The organism is Candidatus Nomurabacteria bacterium (assembly GCA_023898665.1).
In the GTDB taxonomy this organism is placed as follows: domain Bacteria; phylum Patescibacteriota; class Saccharimonadia; order Saccharimonadales; family HK-STAS-PATE-42; genus HK-STAS-PATE-42.
On sequence record CP060233.1, the window covers coordinates 468,869 to 486,610 of the forward strand.

Below are 17,742 nucleotides of genomic sequence, written 5' to 3' on the forward strand. Positions count from 1 at the left end.
AATTATTGGTCTAATACACACAGGTAACTATCAAAATCTTTGGTGTCTAACTTTCAGTTTAAGTATTCAACTTCAGCTTCTGCTTTTATTTGGCTATCTTCCTCCTGATATTAAAAAGCGAACGTTGTTAGTATATTTGGTCCTCGAACAAATCAAGGGCTAAATTGGATACTTAAGCTTAATCTAATAAAAGCGTTTCTCTCACAAAACCTTCACATAGATGCCTGAACAAAAATTATAATTTTCATTATAATTTGTTGGTTGCTTGATAATTTATACACGAATATATATTAAAAAAGCAAACTATTTTCCTTAAAATGATGCATAATTTACACGCCTTATACTGGTGCTACAATGTAAACAATTTGCTTAGCTGTTAATACTGTTATCCTCGAGATATTTTAATGCATTAGGTAACTCTTTTTTGTGCCATGATATGCGTGATCTTGCTATATCAAGTGACTCATTTAGAGCTTTTTCAATTTGGTTATTATTTAGGGCTACAAAAAATTTTTTAAGTTTAGCTAGATCTTTATTGTTAAACGCTGTAGAGATTATTATTTTTACTGCACTCGATTTGTCGAACGGACTTAAGTTTGTTTCAAGCCAATTCCATCCATTATCGTTTAGGATCCAATTCAGTACATATTTAATAGATGCCAAGTCAGAACTCAATAATTGTGATAGCCATGAAAGTATGTCCTGATCTTTTACTAGAGTACCGTCTAACATGGTCATTAAATTTCTTTTAACAAAGTGCTCCCCCTCAAACACGCATAGTCCATATGTAAGATCATCTCTGATAGTTGGGTTATTCATATTATTAATGTAAGAGGAGAGGAGTGTATTGTAATCTTTTTTCTTACCATTCTTTGCGACTATATATAAAACTAATAGTCTCTTTTCTGATTCAATTTCTTCTATACACCCTTTTGAATCAACAAATAATTGGTAGAGTTGATCCGATATTTTTTTATTTTGAGAGAGACTGGCTAGTGATAAAAGCTCAAATCTAACTGATATTGTATTGGGGCTATCATTTTCAGAAGATCTAAACTTAACATCTTCAATTTGCTTACTAATCAGTTTATCTATGTAAGTATTTAATAAGCTGGTTCTTCCTATTTGTTTTAAGTGATGATGGAGAGATGCAATGAATCCACCAGAAAGACTCCAGAAATGAGTGTTAAGAGTGCTGCCCTTTATTGCGCTAATAGTTGACAAGATAGCACCAGTTCCAGGTTTAAACTGCTGGGCTTTATTTAATGCAATAATATCGCTTAAGATATTGAGCATTTCAAATTCATTAAGTTTACCTTTTTCAGCAGACTTAGTGATTGGTGCTAGAAATTCTATAGGGTAACTTGTGATATAAAATGATTCTCCTCGCTTGTTTAGTTTAATTGGAAGTTTCCTATATTTTGGAAATTGAATTGTATGGATATAATTTTGCATAACAAAATCATCTTGACTTTTATTTAGGTCCGAATAGACAAAGCTAATTGGTATATACCATAACTTTTGATTGGGTTTATTAAAATCGTTTGATAAATTGTTTAGATAGTATTCTTTATGCTTCTTTTTAATATTAGGCTTAAGCTTAAGAGCGTCATTCTGTATTTTTTTTAAACTATCTTTTTTTTCATCCTCTGATAAAAATTGGGACTGTCTAAGAACAATTTGTTTACTGTTCTTGCCGACTGAGAGATCTACTTTTGGTAGACCAGGCTCTACTAACCATTTTTCTGTAAACTTAATTAAGTCAACACTTGTATACCTTTGCCAACATAATAATAAATCTTTTGATGTAGCTGAACTAAATTTATATTTTTCAAAATAATCTTTAAGACCTTTCAAAAAATTTTCCTCTCTTAATATACTGAATAGCATTCTGATCACACTCCCTGACTTTTCATATGCTATTGAGTCAAAAGCATCGACAGCATGGTGCGGTGCTTTGACTTTATTAACTATTGGACGTGAGCTAAGTAAAGAGTCCATTCTAATTGCATAATTCTTTTCTGTAATTAAATATTGTTCTAAGATATTCCATTCTGGATATAAATTATCGACAGTGTAGTATTCAATAAAGTTTGCAAAGCCTTCCTTTAACCATAATTCGTCCCACCACTTCATTGTTACTAAATTGCCGAACCATTGATGAGCAACTTCATGAGCTATTATAAGGGCTATCATTTGTTTATCAGCAAGCGTGGAGCTATCTTTATCAAATAGTAGTAAGTCTTCTCTAAATGTCAACAAACCCCAGTTTTCCATACCTCCTGCATCAAAGTCAGGAACAGCAACAAGATCTAATTTTTCTAATGGATATGACATACCAAATTTTTCTTCTAAAAATTTTAAACTTTTAGAGGCAAATTCAAGTGCGAAATCTACTGAACTAACCTTATCTGGAGTAGTAAAAACTCTTACTAAAGTATTATCAACTTTATTCTCTTTTGACTTAAGTTCTCCAACAATTAAGGCGAGCAAATACGTGCTCATTTTAGGTGTAGTATTAAACCTAACAGTTCTTAGTCCATTGTTATGACTAGAGCTTTTAATTGGTGTATTAAATAGAGTGACCTCATTAGTTGAAGAGTTTATTAAGTTTAACTGAAGGTTAAAAAATGCTTTAGCTTCGGGCTCATCAATACATGGGAGAAGTTGCCTTGCATAGTGTGGTTCAAACTGAGTGGTTAATATTTCTTTCTGATTACTCTTTTTATCAAGCCAAGAACTTGTATAAAAACCGTTAGTCCCTTTTGTACTAACTTTGCCAGAGTATTCTAATTCAATGGCATATTTACCCGATTTAACTTGTTCTTTTGTGTGTAGTCTTAATTCCTGTAATTTTTTATGGTGAACAATTCTAGTTACTTCAATTTCTTTTTTTATTTTCTTGTCATTAAAAACTATTCTAGCAGAAGTAACTTTCAGGCCTAGTTGATTAAAGGTAAACCTATACGAAGGCTTATGCTTTTTATAGCCATTAATAATAAGTTTGCCTGAAAATCTTTTATTTTTCTTGTCTAAGTCTAATTCTAAGTGGTAGTTATCAGGATTAAACTGAGATATTAATCTTTTACTACTGGGCATGGATGATCTTTAAAGGTTCTTTGAATAGTAGACTTTAATCGCTGCTTATTAATTAGCGAGCTCTTCGTCTAGCAATTGTCGAATCTTAGCCTTTCCTTCTGTAACACCACCTGGTTCGATTATTTTACCATTTAGTAAAAACGTAGGGGTTCCTTGAGCTCCGATCTTAGAAGCTGATAATAGATCACTGTTTATTCTGTCAGCAACACCTTCAGATTCATAGCTTGATTTGAACTTAGCCATATCTAGCCCTAGTTCATCAGCATAGTTTTCAAATTTACCTTGAGCGCTTTTATTATCGCCTCTCCATTCACTCCATCGTGCATACAATAAGTCATGCATGTCCCAGAACTTACCCTGAAGGGATGCAGCCTCAGCCGCCCTTGCTGCTGCAAATGCGTTAATGTGCTTATCTGTAAGAGGGAAATTTCTGAATATAAAAGCCACCCGGTCGTTATATTCTTCTTTTATTTTTAATAGCTCAGGTTCCCATGCGTTACATGCAGGACACTCATAATCTCCATAGGTTATTAGGTATACCTTGGAATCTGTCTTGCCCCTTACATGATCATCCGGTTGTACTAAAGATGGGTCTGCGATTTTTCTTGTGGTGCTATCATTTTTTTTGCTGGAGTAAATTGCATATCCAAAAACTGCTAATACTAAAACTACAAATATTATCCAAAATTTTTTATTCATATTTATAGTTTAACACAAGAAATAAACCAGTCTGTTACTGGTTATTTCTTTAGTTTTGCTCAGGACTCTTTTCAGTATTTTCTGGTTTGATGATATCAATCTCGTATCCTGTAAGCTCTCCGGCTAACCTGACGTTAGCTCCTCCTCGACCGATTGCTATTCTAACTTCTTCTTCAGAAACATAAACTTGAGCAGTTTTGTTTGATTCATCTAGCTCTATTCTGTCAATTTTTGCAGGAGAAAGGGCTCTTATTATATATTCTGAAGGATCTTCAGCCCACTCGACTATATCTAAGCGTTCGTTATCTCCAATTTCTGCATTAACTGCTTTAACACGAACTCCATGACCGCCTATCAAAGTACCTGCTGCGTCAACTCCTGGAATATCTGTAAAGACAGCTACTTTTGTTCTTAAACCAGCAGCACGAGCAATTCCTTTAATCTGAACCGCCCCATCAGATATTTCTGGAACCTCTTGTTTAAATAATTCAATTACAAGTTCAGGGCATGCACGAGATACGATCATAGTTGGGATTCTGCCCTCATCATCGATTTCTTTAATATAAAACTTGAGTCTTTCACCCATGTTATATCGTTCACCAGGAACTTGTTCCTCTTTTGGCATTAGAGCGCTGGCTCGGCCTAAGTCTACTCTTACAAAACGAGATTCAACTCTTTGAATACTTGCCGCGATTACAGTACCAACTCGGTCTTTATATTCATCAACCATTATTTTACTCTCTGACTCTTTCAAGCTCTGTATAATCGCTTGTTTGGCAGTTTGAGCGGCTATTCTTCCGAAGTCTTCTGGAACTTCTTGAGCTTCTTTTACGCTACTTCCTATAGATGCATTTTTATCTACCTTTTTAGCACCTTCAAGAGTAAGCTGAGTTAACTCATCCTCTACTTCATCAACGACTTCATAATTAACAAAGATTTCAAGTTCACCATTATTGATGTTAAATTTTGCGGATACGTTTTGACCGCGCTCTCCTTTATCTCTTCTCCAAGCTGCCGCAAAAGCGTTTTCTACAGCTGTAAATACTGTTTCTTCTGGCACGTTGCGCTCTTGAGCTAAAGACTTAATAGCCTCAGATAGCTGGTCTAATTTTAAGCTTTTCATATTAATTTTTATTCCTTTCTTTAGAAATGAAAATGCCGGGCTCAACTAGCTCGGCAAGACTTCTGTTAATTATAGATTATAGCAAATCTAAGTTTACTTATCAAACTTATGAACAGGAGTTTCAGTTCTAGTGAAAACATCTTCTTGCATATGTAAAATATCATCATCTTCAAAATCTTCATGCCACCAGTAACCAAGAATTTCTCTTTTTTCATTACTCGGTGAATCAATTGGATGCTTATCAATAATATGCGAACCATTAGAGCCATTAGATACGGCTTCCTTATCATTTATGATAATACCCACATGCTTAGTCGCCCATGCTCTATGAAGCTTGTTTTCACCATAAATTACTAATGCACCTGGTCTTGGCTCAGCGATTTCTCTCCAGCCGTTTTGAGGTAGTTTCGTAACTAAAGAGTTTACATTTGCTACCGCTTCATTCTTCCAGAGCTCACACATCTTAAGCGTAGTAGATATATGATATGCGCAGGAGAGATTACCGTCCTCGTATAGGTCATGAACATTGCCGTCAGAATCTAAAATAAAAGACTTTGACCACATCTTGCTCCCAACTGAGTTGTTTGCAATATATATTAAGGTTCGTCTTCTTAGCCAACGAACAATGTGAGTTTCTTGATTCTTATCCCATTTCTGCATATGTTTGTTTTGGATTTTGTTTAATATTAATAATTAAGTTTAGCTTGGTTGAGGGAGTTTGGCAAATTGCTCCTGCCCTCTGTATACTATCTCTATTTTTCTATTATCACTCATAACAGAGTGTTCCTGAGGGAAACCTAATTTATAGTTAATACTAACAGCCTTGTTGTCACCAACATAAAAGCCTATGTGCGGGTGTAATATACCAGGTTCTTCATCAAACTCTATTGCCTCCCAAATGATTACATCGCCGCTTAATATCTTTGATTTATCATCCACTTCTTTCCATCCATGGTTTACGATATCTTTTATTGTAGAGGAAACTGTAGCATGAGGTTTTTCTTGCTGACCAAATAATAGAAGTATTGAAGAGACATAATAAGCACAGCTAAGCTCTCCGTCATTAAAGATATCCCTCTCTACCCCATCTTCTTCTACAAAAAATGATCTGAACAAGTTTGAGTTAATAGAGTTGCTGATTACTTCTAAATAGGATTTGAACCAAAGTCTTTTCATATATTATATATTACCAGCTGGAGCCTCCACCACCTCCTCCGAAGCCTCCTCCACCCGAGAATCCCCCGCCACTAAATCCGCCTCCTCCACCGAAACCAGAACCTCCTGAACCTCCTCCACCGAAATACCAAGGCATAATATAGTTAGAATCTTTCTTTTTTCTCTCAGCATGTTTTTTATAGTTTTTTGATAAAAAATAATCTGTTATTAAACCTAGTGGAATTAGTACAAAGCTTAAGATTATTAGGATTAAGAGTGAAGTGGTGATTGCAGCGACGATAGAAGAGAATATTAAGCCTAAGATCCCACCTAACCACCAACTCTTGGAGCTAGCCATAATACTGGCAAGAAACTGAATAATAACTAGGACAATAATGATTCCAAAGATGATAAGGTCCGGATTCTGTTTTTTTGGCTGCTCTTTGGCTTGATATTCTCCTTTAGTTGCCTGAGATATTGCTGAAACTCCTGCCGTTAAACCTTCAAAGAACTTATTTTCTTTAAACTTAGGCGCAATTTCGTCTCTTGAGATTTGGCCTGTCAAAGCATCTGGTAAAGCACCTTCAAGACCAGTTCCTGTTCCGATAAATATTTTTTTAGGATTTGTTAGTGAAACGATGATTATTACTCCGTTATTATACTTTTTAGTGCCTATTCCCCAAGCTCTACCAACTTCTACGGAAAATTGTGCAGGATCTTCACCTTCTAAATCTGAAGAGGTAAAAATACCAATTTCATTTGAACTTTCATTTTTCAAAGTTTGAATTTGGTTATTTAAGCTTAATTCCTCTTCGTCGGATAGGATATTCGCTGCATCTAAAATATACCCCGAACTTGGAGCTTTTGGAACCTCAAGTGCAAAGGTTCTATTCACAAAACCTAAGAAGACAAAAACAATAGCTAAGACTACAACTTTTAATGAGTTAAGCTTAAATCTATTCATAATTTACCCCTCACCCAACCTCTCCCAAGAGAGAGATTTGGTTTATTAGAACTCCACAACAGGAGTGTTCTCTGCTCCATTAGCTGCCTCAAAGTATGGCTTTTGATCAAAGTTAAAGACTCCAGCAAGAATTACAGTTGGGAATCTCTTAACCTTAGTGTTATAGGCTCTCAGGGTATTGTTGTAATCAACGCGGGCAGTTTGGATTCTATTTTCAGTTCCTTCGAGCTGAACTTGAAGATCTTGGAAGCTCTTTGTTGCTGTTAATTGCGGGTAACTTTCAGCTACTGCAAGGAGTCTTCCGAGGGCTTGGCTTAATTCTCCTTGAGCGTTTTGATAGTCTTGAAGTTGCTGTGGAGTGGCTTTTGTTGGGTCAATTGTAATTTGAGTTGCTTTAGAGCGTGCTTCAACAACTTTTGTTAAAGTCTCCTGCTCAAAATCTGCTGCACCTTTTACTGTGTTGACAAGATTTGGAATTAGATCAGCCCTTCTTTGATACTGAGTGTCTACTGTAGAAAAACTGCTTTCTACTTTTTGATCTGCACTAACTAAGCTGTTATATCCTGCTACAACCCATAGCAGTATAACCACTAAGACTAATGCTATTATTCCCCATGTCGTTTGTTTCTTATTAAGTTCTTTTCCTTTAACTTTAACCATAAAAACTCTCCTAATAAAATTAAGCTTAATTTTAATATTAGTATATACAATTAACTTATATTTTGTCGCTCTGAGCTAATTTTGCCCATTCTTTAAGATCATCAATAAGTTGCAGTTTTTTCTTGGATAGTTTGGACTTTGATAATCTATCTAAATTATTTAAATACACTTCTAAAGATGGTGTCCCTGCAGATCCATTAATTAATTTGTTATTTTTGTACTCTATATACTCAAGCTTCTCAGCTTCACTAAGCGAGTCGGGAAAATTACGTGCTTTATACAAGGTAAATAATTTTGATAACCTTGGATCCTGGAAAGCAAAGTTAGAAGATTTTAAATCTTTTTCTCGAGCTGACCTTACTGCTGATATTTGGTTTCTATCAACATCTGGTAAAAATCCGTCATAAAGTTGTAGATCAGGATCTTCTTTTGGTGGGAATTTACCATCTTCTGGTTTATATGCCTGATACACTTTTTGGGCAAAAGCTGGGAGACCCTTTTTTAATTTTTTTAAATTATCATTAATTTGCTGTTGAGATAAGTTAATTCTTTTTTGAGCAGGAGGAGTTAATACTTCTAGTGGAGCAATAGCAGGGCATTTGTTAAATTGAACCATTTTTACAGGCAATCTAGCTTCTTCATATTGTCCTAAGTTATTCCGCTTTGTATAGGTAAGTCTTTTTAATTGGGCTGGTGAGAGGTTTAAAAACTCTGTTGGATCATGACGAAGATCATAGACTAAGACTCCACCTGCTCTACCTGGAGTTGGACATAAAGGATAAATTACACTAGTTTGCAAATTCTCGCTTGGAAATCGAGAAGTTGTGTGCACTATTGGTTTGGGAGCCTCAAGGTCTAAATAACTTTCAACTATTTTTTTATCTTTTAAGTTGAGCAAAAAATCAAACAATTTAGGGGCTTTCTGTTTTATTAATCTAGCAATATCCAAAGTTACCTCGACGTCGCTTAAGGCATCATGAGCATTTATATGAGCTAAATTGTTAACTTTTGCAACTTCTCCAAGAACATTTGTTGGTGTACCATCAACCTTAAATGGCCAATTTATACCCTCTGGCCTCAAAGCTCTAGTCATTCTTACTAGTGTAATAACGTCCCATCTTGAACGTCCATCTTTCCATTGCCACTCGTATGGATCATAAAAGTTCCTCCACAAGGTATACCTCATGACCTCATCATCAAAAACTATAGTATTATAACCAGTAACTACGGTATCTGGTAGTAACAACTCTTCATGTAACTTTTTTAAAAATTCTGGTTCGCTCAGTCCACTTTGAGTGGACTGCGGGCTTATACCAGTAACTAAAGTTGCTTCCGGAAGAGGTAAGATTTCGGGACTTAACTTAATTATCCAGTTTACTCTTTTTATCTCTTTTAGATTTTGGTCTGTAAGTACAGCTGCAAATTGTAGTGGGCGATGGGCTCCGTGGTGCAATCCAGAAGTCTCAAGGTCATAAAACAGAAAATTCATATATAAATACTATACCATTTGATTTGATAATTTGATTAAACATAGGTATTATAATATTCTTGATGAAAGATAAAAAAATTAGGAGTAAGGCAAGCGAGGCACCCAAAGTAAAAAAGTTCTTAACATATTCTTTCTCTCTTCTTGCGGGGTTGACTTCCGTTTATAATGGATCAATAGGATGGAGTGTACTTAATGATCAGAATTCTACAGAAATCGCAAGTGTAAGACCTGATTCTGCTCTAGCGTGGGGGATAGAACATCACCGTACTTTTACAGCTATAGCTTTTTTTGGATTGAGTGCTTGTTGTGCGTATACTACACTTAAAATGATAGAAAATACTCTAGATCATAAAAGAAAAGGTGGTGAAGAGGATGTGTATATGTATTCAGTTTTAAGACCTGAAGTATTTGATAACCCAGCAATTAATTACGAGCCTGAAGCTACAGTTCAAGTAGAGAATTAAACTGCTTTGCCGGCTGAGCCGAAAGCTTTGATTTTTTCTTCTACTACTTTCTGAGTTGCTTCTTCTACTGATTTCATCAACTTCATGACAGAATATTCATCTGGATGATTCTTCAGTGCTTCTTCTAAGGCTCGCCTGTGAGCAACTCTTATATCCGTATTGATGTTTATTTTAGAAACTCCAATTTTCGCAGCTTCTTCAAAGTAAAATAGAGGTGTACCAGAGCCCCCATGCAGGCTAACTGAGCAGGGTACAGCATTGCATATAGATTCTAGAAGTTTTAAGTCTAACTGTTTTGGTACTTTATAACTTCCATGCAAATTTCCTACTGATGCGGCAAATATATCAATATCAGTATTATGAACAAATTCCAAAGAAGTTTTCGGATCAGAGAATGTCTTTTTTACTTCTTCATAATCCACATCTTCATCATGGAGATTTGAACTTCCTGCAAAATAATGCATTTCGCTTTCGACAATTGCTCCAGTAAAGCGAGCATACTCGGTGACTTGTTTTGTTTTTTGAATTATTTCATCAAGTGAAGCTCCATGATCGGACTGAGAAATGTCTATGTGTACAAACTCGAAGCCTAAATCTATTGCTTCTTTAGCAAGTTTGACAGACGGGCCATGATCTAAATTTAAGTATGCTTCAACTCCCCATTCTTCTTTGTAGTTATCAACTAAGTCCCGGGCATTTTGTAAGCCAATCTCTTCAGCTTCTGACTCACTTAAGTTGATGATAACAGGTGCCTTAAGCTCCTTGGCTGCACGAAGAATTGCAACTAGAATATCTTGAGAGTCGATGTTAAAAGCTCCTACAGCAAACCTTTGCTGATGAGCACGGAGTAATAATTGGCGTGCTTTTGAAGTTGATTCTCTAATTTCTTTAATGCTTGCCACGGGTTAAAAATCTTTACCACTATCAGATTTAATTTATATGCTTAAGTTTAACAGATAAGCCTTAAAAATCTCCAATTTTTTAAGCTAGTATAGTTACTCGGTGCAAACTTTTACGAAATTATAGATTCATGACGTAGGTAAGCTTTATTAAGTGTTGTGGCAAGCTTTTCTCATCCATATTAATATTTTAGTCTTGTTCATGCTATGGATCTAACAGAACTTTATCCTTTATTGTTATATTTATTGTCTTATTTTGATAGTATTCTTTCTGTGATATCCACCAACAGATTAATTTTTTAAAGTGTATTTGATCGTTGATATGTGCAATAATTTCAATGACTACGGCATTACTATTTGTTGATATTTTTACATTAACACTTTGATCAAAAAAGCCCACAAGATTTTTAACGAATCTTATGAGCTCATATTGAACTATATAAGCAGGTTCTTCTGCTTTCATTGTTTAAGATTTGTGCCGCCTTTCGGAAAAAATGATAGGAAATCAGAAGTTTCGCTTTAAGTAATTATAGTTACTTCTTTTTATTTTTACTAGACTTCTTTCTTGAAGGTGCTTTCTTTTTTGGTTTAGTATTTTTTTGAGCCCTCTGAAGCTTATTAGATTTTTGTTTTTTAACTTCTTCTGCATTAGTTGTTACTTTGATGACTGGTTTTTTTGACTCCTCAAGAATAGCCTCTTTTTTCTCTATGTCCATTAAATAATACTGCTGGAAGATTGCAACTAAAGCTCCTGCGCCTAGATAAAAGCTAATTGCTCCCGCAACGCTTAAAGAAATCCAACCAAACAAAACAACCATAATGTATGGTGTGGCATTTGCAAGTTTTTCATTTGGATCTTCAATGTTATTCTTCTTATTTTTTGGCATAGTCTGTTTAACTTGGAAATACTGTAAAACTATTGAAACCAAGGCTATTATTAAAACTGGAACATAGACTTTGTTATTTGCAAAAGGCTTTAAAGCTAAATCTGCCCAATCTGCAAAAGTTGTAACCGCTTTTGAGCTCCCATTCAATACATCTTCCACATAAGATAGATTTTTGACAGAAGAATAAAGCATATTGGACAAGTTAGCGGAGCCTTCAAACGCAACTTTGACAGCCGAATAAATTGCTATAAATAGAGGAAGCTGAATAACTAGGGTACCGATTGATGAGAACGGACTTATACCATGCTTTTTATACACAGCCATAGTTTCTTTATTGACTCTTTCGATTGTTGCTCTATCTTTTGAACCTTTAGCTTTTTTTCTAATTGCATTAATCTCTGGGGTAACTTTTTGCATTATTCTTGTTTGATGTATTTGCTTTTTAATAAGTGGCCACATCAATATTCTTACTAAAATAGTAAAGACCAGAATAGCCAAGCCTAAGTCATTGCCAGGCATAAAGCTTTGTATTAGAATCAGTAGGTTGAGAACAGGCTCAACAAAAAGTGTATTCCACATATTTATTTAAAGAGAATTATACCAAAAAAATGTTCTTTATAAAAATGTTAAAGTTAAGTTATGAAGATTTTAGGGATTGATCCAGGGACTGGTATTGTAGGCTTTGGAGTAATAGAGGTTAAGCCCGGGAATAAATATCACCTACTTGATGCTGGTGTTATAAAAACTCCAGTTAATCAAGAATTGCCAGAGAGGTTAGAAACAATTTATAAAGAATTGATTGACATTATTAAGCTTAATAATCCTGAACAGATTAGTGTGGAAAAACTATTTTTTTCTCAAAATGTAAAAACTGCAATTAGTGTTAGTCACGCCAGAGGTGTTGTACTTTTAGTTGCTCAACAACATAATCTTATAATTGCAGAATACACACCTCAGCAGATTAAACAAGCATTAACAGGTTATGGTAAGGCAAAAAAAGATCAGGTACAGGCAATGGTCCAAACAATACTTCAGTTAAAAAATCCTATTAAGCAAGACGACTGTGCTGATGCTATAGCTGCAGCGATTTGCCATGCGATGAGTATAGACAACTTAAATGTGGCAAGTTCTTTATAAACGAGCTAGACTATTAGCTATATATGGCAACATCATCAACTCAAAATCATGAGAGAAATAACCTTAGAGGAATATCTGGCCAAAAACAGTCAGCACAAAAAGTCGCAAGTAAGAGAAAGACTCCTACAAGGTCAGAGCATCAAGTTTTAACTTTTATAGCTCAATTCATTAATCAGCATGGTTATGGGCCTAGCTATCGAGAAATTATGGCAGGATGTGGCTACTCTACTCTTTCTGCTGTGAGCTTACATGTTGATGCCTTGGTTCATCTAGGTTATTTACAAAAAAAAGAAAGGGGAGCTCGAAGCTTAAGTCTTACAGAAAAAGCTAAAGCCCCTAAAGCTGTTATAGAAATAGAAAAGCAAAAAGCAGCTAGTTTAAAAACTTATGAAAAATGGCTAGTAGAAGAAGTAGAAAAAAAATTTATGTCAGTAGAAGACGAACTCGATAATGTAGCCTTGGATAATCTCTACGTTTTAACTGGAGCTTTAAAAATACTTGGTTACGATGCTGCTGCCCTCTCGTTTAAGTCTAGGCTAAACGAAATTGTAGAAAAAATGAGAAAGATGTAGTTGGTTAAGAAAAATTTGAATTAATGATTGCTCCAAAACCAGCATTAAACTTTTTTAGCATAGATGCTCTGTCAGCTTTAGTTGTCATGGGGTGAGTAAGATATTTAAAGCTCATACCTAACGCCGTAACTAGATAAGTTGATCGTTCTACTAAGCTTAGCTTTCTGTGTCCCGACTTCAAGTCTTCTTTGTAATCCATTACTGCGTCCATTAAGTTACCCGCAGACATTTGTAGCGACAGCCAATCTACAAAAAATGGAACACAATATTCTTTTTCGTCTTCAATCAGAATTGAACAGAGTAAATCAGCCATACATACAGCTTCTAAAACTCTTGTGCCAATAATGTCTGATATATTAGCTCCCAAAGTCACAGCAGATCTCTGCTCGTACATAGAGTGGAGCATTGCATCCCAGCAAAACCTCAGTCTCTCTCTTTGCTCACCTCCGATTGATTCTATGTCATCGCAGAGCACTTCCACTAAGTCATTTGGAAGCGTAGACCAAAATCCAGTGCCATCTGTGCCAAATAGAGGAAGTCCGTCAAATAATATTGGTCTGAATGTGTCCCAATGAGGACGATCCTTGTCGGCCTCTGTCGCATGGTCTATATAAACTGCACTTACTAATGTACTTAAAAGTAAAGAAAATGTAGTATCGGTAACTGAAACTACAGTTTTTGCCTCGCATTGGGCTTTTAAGAAATTCGAAGCTCCAGCATACTGGATGATTTTAGTATAGTTAGCATCCGAAGGACCAATTCCTCTTCTGGAAAGCTCAGTTTCAATACTGATTTGTGATAACTCTTCCATAGAATCGGTCCCACCCGATTAAATATGGATTATTTTTCAAGTTTAACTCCAGGGCCCATGGTTGGGGCTAAAGTAACAGTTTGAATGTATTCACCCTTGATTCCAGCAGGCTTAGATTCTTTTACGGCTTTTATAACCGTTTGGGCATTTTCAACAAGTTTTTCAGAAGTGAAACTTAATTTACCAACTCCTAAATGCACAATCCCTTGTTTATCTACACGGTATTCTACCTTACCGGCCTTAGCTTCTTTAACAGCTTTAGAAACGTCAGAAGCAACTGTTCCAGTTTTTGGGTTTGGCATTAGACCTTTTGGGCCAAGCAGACGTGCGTATTTGCTTAATTTTGCCATTAATTGTGGAGTTGAGATAAGAACTTCAAAATTTACAGTTTCTTTATCTAATTGTTCAAGAAGTGTTTCCTCTCCAACTATATCTGCACCGGCATCTTTGGCTGCTTTATGTAAATCTGCTGGAGCGAATACAGCAATAGTTTTTGTTTTTCCTGTGCCATGTGGCAGAATCACTGTTCCTCTGATATTTTGGTCAGCATGCTTTGGATCTACCCCAAGCTTAATATGTAACTCAGCAGATCCTTCAAATTTAGAAGTACTTAGTTTTGGTAAAAGCCCAACAGCATCTTTAACTGTGTAGTTTTTATCAGGATCTATTAATTTTTGTACTTCTTTATATTTGTTAGATCGTCTTTCTAGTTTAGATCGTGTAATTGGTTTTGGACCTTTTTTTAAAACTACTTCTTCTCCAGAAGCGATTTTTTCTTTTCTTTCATCTTTAGCAGCTTTTTCTTCAGCTTCTTTTATAGCTTTGGCGGAACGCTTACCTGCTTTTGCTACTTTTTGCTCAGATTTTTCTTCTGCGCTAAACTCTTGGGCACTTTTTATTGCATCTTCTATCTCTGCAACTGTGTTTTTTTCTATTACTTCTAGCCCAAGCTTTCTTGCCTGTTCTATTAGTTCTGACTTCTTAGCCATAATTCCTTAGATGTTCCTTTCAGTGGTGCAAACGATTAGATATAATCTCTAATCTCCCACATATTTAAGTTAATTTGTATCCGTTATTATAGCAGATACTACTTGCTTTTTGTATCTGTAGATTCAAGCTGCTTTGTAGCCAGTGAGAATCCCCAGCAAGCACAAAAGACAGCAGTCCTAACCAATGCTTGAGCAGGAGTAACGGCTTCGCCGAATATTGATATTGTAAGAAAGTCGTTCTCTTTTATCCTAGAAACAGTATCGCCTACACTGCGTATAAGCTCATCAGGCAATGTTTGCGCAAGATCTACTGGCCCCCTAAGAGCTCTTTCAGCGTTACTGCTAAGGGAGCCAAGCGCACTTTTTATGTCTTCCATGGAGCTCTAGTCTTCTACTTCGACGCCCATTGAGCGAGCAGTCCCGGCAACTTGCTTTTTAACCGCTTCAACATCGTTTCCGTTTGTAAACTTAAGTTTAGCTTCGGCAATTTCTGTTAGTTGAGCTTGGGTTAGCTTTCCTACTTTTTCCATGTGTGGCTTTCCTGAACCTTTTTTAATTCCAAGAGCTTTGATTATTAAATCGTCAGTTGGTACTCCTGACACTCTAAACTCAAAAGTTCTGTCATCAAAAACTACTAGTTTTACAATTACGTCATTACCACGTAGGTCTGCAGTTTCTGAGTTAAATGCATTTACAAAATCCATTGAGTTAAGCCCGTATTGACCCATAACTGCCCCTACTGGAGGCCCTGCTGTTGCACCACCAGCTGGTACTCGCATTTTTAGATTAGCTACTATTTGTTTTGCAACTGCCATATTATTAATTTAATTAAACTTAATCTATTTAAGAAGCGATTTAAGATTTATTTAGAATTGTCCAAATTCTTATATAATCTTTGTAACAGAGATTATTATAGCATATATTGTACATCTAAGAATAGTGGTTCCTGACTATATCTGTAAATAACGGTAATGCTAGCGTACATAGAGCGCCAATTTTTAAAGCGACACTTGAAGAGGCTTCAAAAAATACAGTAGAGTATGCATAGCCTACACAAAATCCAGCGACACTTGAAGTAATTGCTAAATCTCTTCTTTCTACCCTATTGTATTCTTGGGGTCTCTTCATCGTAGTCTTCTAGTCTTGCTACAAAGCCCGCCACCCCACCAAATCCACCTAATAGGGCTCCAGATAATAAACTTTCAGAAACTGATTTGCCAAAAAATGCCTCGAGAGAATAGCCTCCAAGTGCACCAATAACTATTCCTGCTGGTAACGCAGCACGTTGTATAAAACTTAATTCAAATGCTTTCCTAATTCTTGTAGTCATCTTTGATCAAAATAATAATACTCCGTATAACTTAGTGCAAGCTTAAGCCATAACTTTTAGAGAATTGTTTATTCTTTTAGTAACTCTATCTTTGCCTAAAACACTTAACATATCTGCTATCCCAGGAGTGACTCGAGATCCGCTAACTGCGTTACGAATTAAAGCAAAGAGAATTCCTGGTTTGGTTTGGTGTACCTCTAAGAGCCCATTAAGTTTAGCTTGGATATCCTCTACTCCGAAACTAGAGTTTTGCAGTGTATCTAATGTGGATTCTAAAAGCTCTTTTGCAAAATCATCTTCTAGATTTTTTACATCCATAAGTTGTTCTTTAGTTAAGTTTGGTTCTTCAAAAAAGAAGTTAGTAAGTTCTGGGATCTCTTTTAAGAATTTAAGTCTTTCTTGGATTAAGGTTAAGACTTGCTTTTTATATTTTTCATTGGAGTTGTTAGCAGATTCTGACCAGAAGTCTTCAGAAAGTTCATATAATTCATCCACTGTTTTCATCCTTATATGATGACCGTTGATCCACTCTAGTCTTTTTATGTCGTAGTTTGCTCCTGATTTGCCTATACCATCAATTGAAAACTCTTTAATTAGTTCCTCAATAGAAAAAATCTCTTGTTTACTTCCTTTACCAGGATTCCAGCCGAGTAGTGCTAAAAAATTAAGAAGACCCTCTACTAGGACTCCATCTTGAAGGTATTCTAGAACGTCTTTAGCTCCATCACGTTTCCCGAGCTTTTTTTTACCGTTTTCAGCCATTATAGGTGCTAGAGTCACAAATTTTGGATGTTCGATCTCCAGAGCCTCATAAATATTTAGATATTTTGGTGTTGATGATATAAACTCATCCGCCCTAAATATGTGTGTTACACCCATCTCATAGTCATCAACTATGTGGCAGAAGTTATAAGTGGATAATCCATCGGCTTTTATTAGAACTAAGTCGTCTATCGATTCAGGACCTGATGAGAGGTCACCCCTCACTTCATCATGCCAAGTATATTTTTTCGGATTTGACTTAAGTCTTAGTGCATTTTTTCCATACTCCCAAGGTACGATTCTATCTGTAGTAATGTAATCTCTGTATAAAAACGGCTTTTTTTTACTCTGGGCATCGTTGCGCCAATCTGCTACTTCTTCTGGGGTAACATTATCAGCGTATGCTAAGCCTTTTTCATAAAGCATTTGGCCATACTTTTTGTGGACTTCTTTATTCTCTGATTGAAGAGCAAATTCATCCCAGTCTAAATTAACTGCTTGGAGTGTGTCTTTGATAATTTGTACCCCACCCTCGATTTCTCTTTTTTTGTCTGTATCTTCAATACGTAAGATGAACTTGCCTTTATTCTGCTTGGCTATCAACCACACAAATAGACCTGTCCTAACGGAGCCAATATGTATGGGACCGGTTGGGCTAGGACAAAAACGAACAACTACTTTTTCTGACATCTTGAAGATTAA

General features: G+C 35.8%; 20 protein-coding genes. 3 read left to right on the forward strand and 17 right to left on the reverse strand.

All coding sequences use genetic code 11. The features are described 5' to 3' along the window. Nucleotides 1-369: 369 nt before the first annotated feature. The 8 genes from H6799_02630 to sbcB form a co-directional block, all read right to left on the reverse strand. Nucleotides 370-3,099: a M1 family metallopeptidase gene (locus H6799_02630; GenBank protein USN97247.1), complete on the reverse strand. Its 2,730-nt coding sequence runs from the start codon at nt 3,097-3,099 to the stop codon at nt 370-372. A 48-nt stretch (nt 3,100-3,147) separates the two neighbouring features. Next, the gene (locus tag H6799_02635) at nt 3,148-3,798 is read right to left on the reverse strand and encodes a thioredoxin domain-containing protein (protein USN97248.1); all 651 of its coding nucleotides are present in this window, start codon (nt 3,796-3,798) and stop codon (nt 3,148-3,150) included. A 49-nt stretch (nt 3,799-3,847) separates the two neighbouring features. Next, the gene (gene nusA, locus H6799_02640) at nt 3,848-4,921 is read right to left on the reverse strand and encodes a transcription termination/antitermination protein NusA (GenBank protein USN97249.1); all 1,074 of its coding nucleotides are present in this window, start codon (nt 4,919-4,921) and stop codon (nt 3,848-3,850) included. 93 nt (nt 4,922-5,014) lie between these two features. Then, nucleotides 5,015-5,581 carry a hypothetical protein gene (locus H6799_02645; GenBank protein ID USN97250.1) on the reverse strand — a complete coding sequence of 189 codons (567 nt, stop codon included), beginning with the start codon at nt 5,579-5,581 and terminating at the stop codon, nt 5,015-5,017. A 39-nt stretch (nt 5,582-5,620) separates the two neighbouring features. Further along, on the reverse strand, nt 5,621-6,097 hold the full coding sequence (locus H6799_02650) for a hypothetical protein (GenBank protein ID USN97251.1): 477 nt from the start codon (nt 6,095-6,097) through the stop codon (nt 5,621-5,623). Nucleotides 6,098-6,107: 10 nt separating this feature from the next. Continuing rightward, a complete protein-coding gene (locus tag H6799_02655) occupies nt 6,108-7,040 on the reverse strand; it encodes a TPM domain-containing protein (protein USN97252.1) in 933 nt (310 codons plus the stop codon). A gap of 45 nt (nt 7,041-7,085) precedes the next feature. Then, on the reverse strand, nt 7,086-7,700 hold the full coding sequence (locus H6799_02660) for a LemA family protein (GenBank protein USN97253.1): 615 nt from the start codon (nt 7,698-7,700) through the stop codon (nt 7,086-7,088). Between the two features lie 55 nt (nt 7,701-7,755). Continuing rightward, the gene (gene sbcB, locus H6799_02665; GenBank protein USN97254.1) at nt 7,756-9,189 is read right to left on the reverse strand and encodes an exodeoxyribonuclease I; all 1,434 of its coding nucleotides are present in this window, start codon (nt 9,187-9,189) and stop codon (nt 7,756-7,758) included. 62 nt (nt 9,190-9,251) lie between these two features. Between sbcB and H6799_02670 the strand changes: the two genes are divergently transcribed. Continuing rightward, nucleotides 9,252-9,653: a hypothetical protein gene (locus H6799_02670; GenBank protein USN97255.1), complete on the forward strand. Its 402-nt coding sequence runs from the start codon at nt 9,252-9,254 to the stop codon at nt 9,651-9,653. Here the strand turns inward: H6799_02670 and H6799_02675 are convergent. The 3 genes from H6799_02675 to H6799_02685 form a co-directional block, all read right to left on the reverse strand. Next, the gene (locus tag H6799_02675; GenBank protein ID USN97256.1) at nt 9,650-10,555 is read right to left on the reverse strand and encodes a class II fructose-bisphosphate aldolase; all 906 of its coding nucleotides are present in this window, start codon (nt 10,553-10,555) and stop codon (nt 9,650-9,652) included. The two genes, H6799_02670 and H6799_02675, sit on opposite strands and share 4 nt — an antisense overlap. A 202-nt stretch (nt 10,556-10,757) precedes the next feature. Then, a complete protein-coding gene (locus tag H6799_02680) occupies nt 10,758-11,015 on the reverse strand; it encodes a hypothetical protein (protein ID USN97257.1) in 258 nt (85 codons plus the stop codon). 70 nt (nt 11,016-11,085) lie between these two features. Next, nucleotides 11,086-12,018 (reverse strand): YidC/Oxa1 family membrane protein insertase, encoded by a 933-nt coding sequence (locus H6799_02685; protein ID USN97258.1) that lies wholly within the window; start codon nt 12,016-12,018, stop codon nt 11,086-11,088. 60 nt (nt 12,019-12,078) lie between these two features. Between H6799_02685 and ruvC the strand changes: the two genes are divergently transcribed. Next, a complete protein-coding gene (ruvC, locus tag H6799_02690; GenBank protein ID USN97259.1) occupies nt 12,079-12,576 on the forward strand; it encodes a crossover junction endodeoxyribonuclease RuvC in 498 nt (165 codons plus the stop codon). A gap of 23 nt (nt 12,577-12,599) precedes the next feature. Beyond that, complete coding sequence (locus H6799_02695; protein ID USN97260.1) at nt 12,600-13,148, forward strand: hypothetical protein; 549 nt, start codon at nt 12,600-12,602, stop codon at nt 13,146-13,148. Nucleotides 13,149-13,152: 4 nt separating this feature from the next. Here the strand turns inward: H6799_02695 and H6799_02700 are convergent, their stop codons facing one another. The 6 genes from H6799_02700 to H6799_02725 form a co-directional block, all read right to left on the reverse strand. Beyond that, the gene (locus H6799_02700) at nt 13,153-13,959 is read right to left on the reverse strand and encodes a hypothetical protein (GenBank protein USN97261.1); all 807 of its coding nucleotides are present in this window, start codon (nt 13,957-13,959) and stop codon (nt 13,153-13,155) included. Between the two features lie 29 nt (nt 13,960-13,988). Beyond that, nucleotides 13,989-14,948 carry a 50S ribosomal protein L1 gene (gene rplA, locus H6799_02705; protein USN97262.1) on the reverse strand — a complete coding sequence of 320 codons (960 nt, stop codon included), beginning with the start codon at nt 14,946-14,948 and terminating at the stop codon, nt 13,989-13,991. Nucleotides 14,949-15,046: 98 nt separating this feature from the next. Further along, the gene (locus H6799_02710) at nt 15,047-15,325 is read right to left on the reverse strand and encodes a hypothetical protein (GenBank protein ID USN97263.1); all 279 of its coding nucleotides are present in this window, start codon (nt 15,323-15,325) and stop codon (nt 15,047-15,049) included. 6 nt (nt 15,326-15,331) lie between these two features. Continuing rightward, nucleotides 15,332-15,763 carry a 50S ribosomal protein L11 gene (locus H6799_02715; protein ID USN97264.1) on the reverse strand — a complete coding sequence of 144 codons (432 nt, stop codon included), beginning with the start codon at nt 15,761-15,763 and terminating at the stop codon, nt 15,332-15,334. A gap of 287 nt (nt 15,764-16,050) precedes the next feature. Then, a complete protein-coding gene (locus tag H6799_02720; protein ID USN97265.1) occupies nt 16,051-16,278 on the reverse strand; it encodes a hypothetical protein in 228 nt (75 codons plus the stop codon). A gap of 42 nt (nt 16,279-16,320) precedes the next feature. Then, nucleotides 16,321-17,730 (reverse strand): glutamate--tRNA ligase, encoded by a 1,410-nt coding sequence (locus H6799_02725; protein USN97266.1) that lies wholly within the window; start codon nt 17,728-17,730, stop codon nt 16,321-16,323. Nucleotides 17,731-17,742 lie beyond the last annotated feature (12 nt).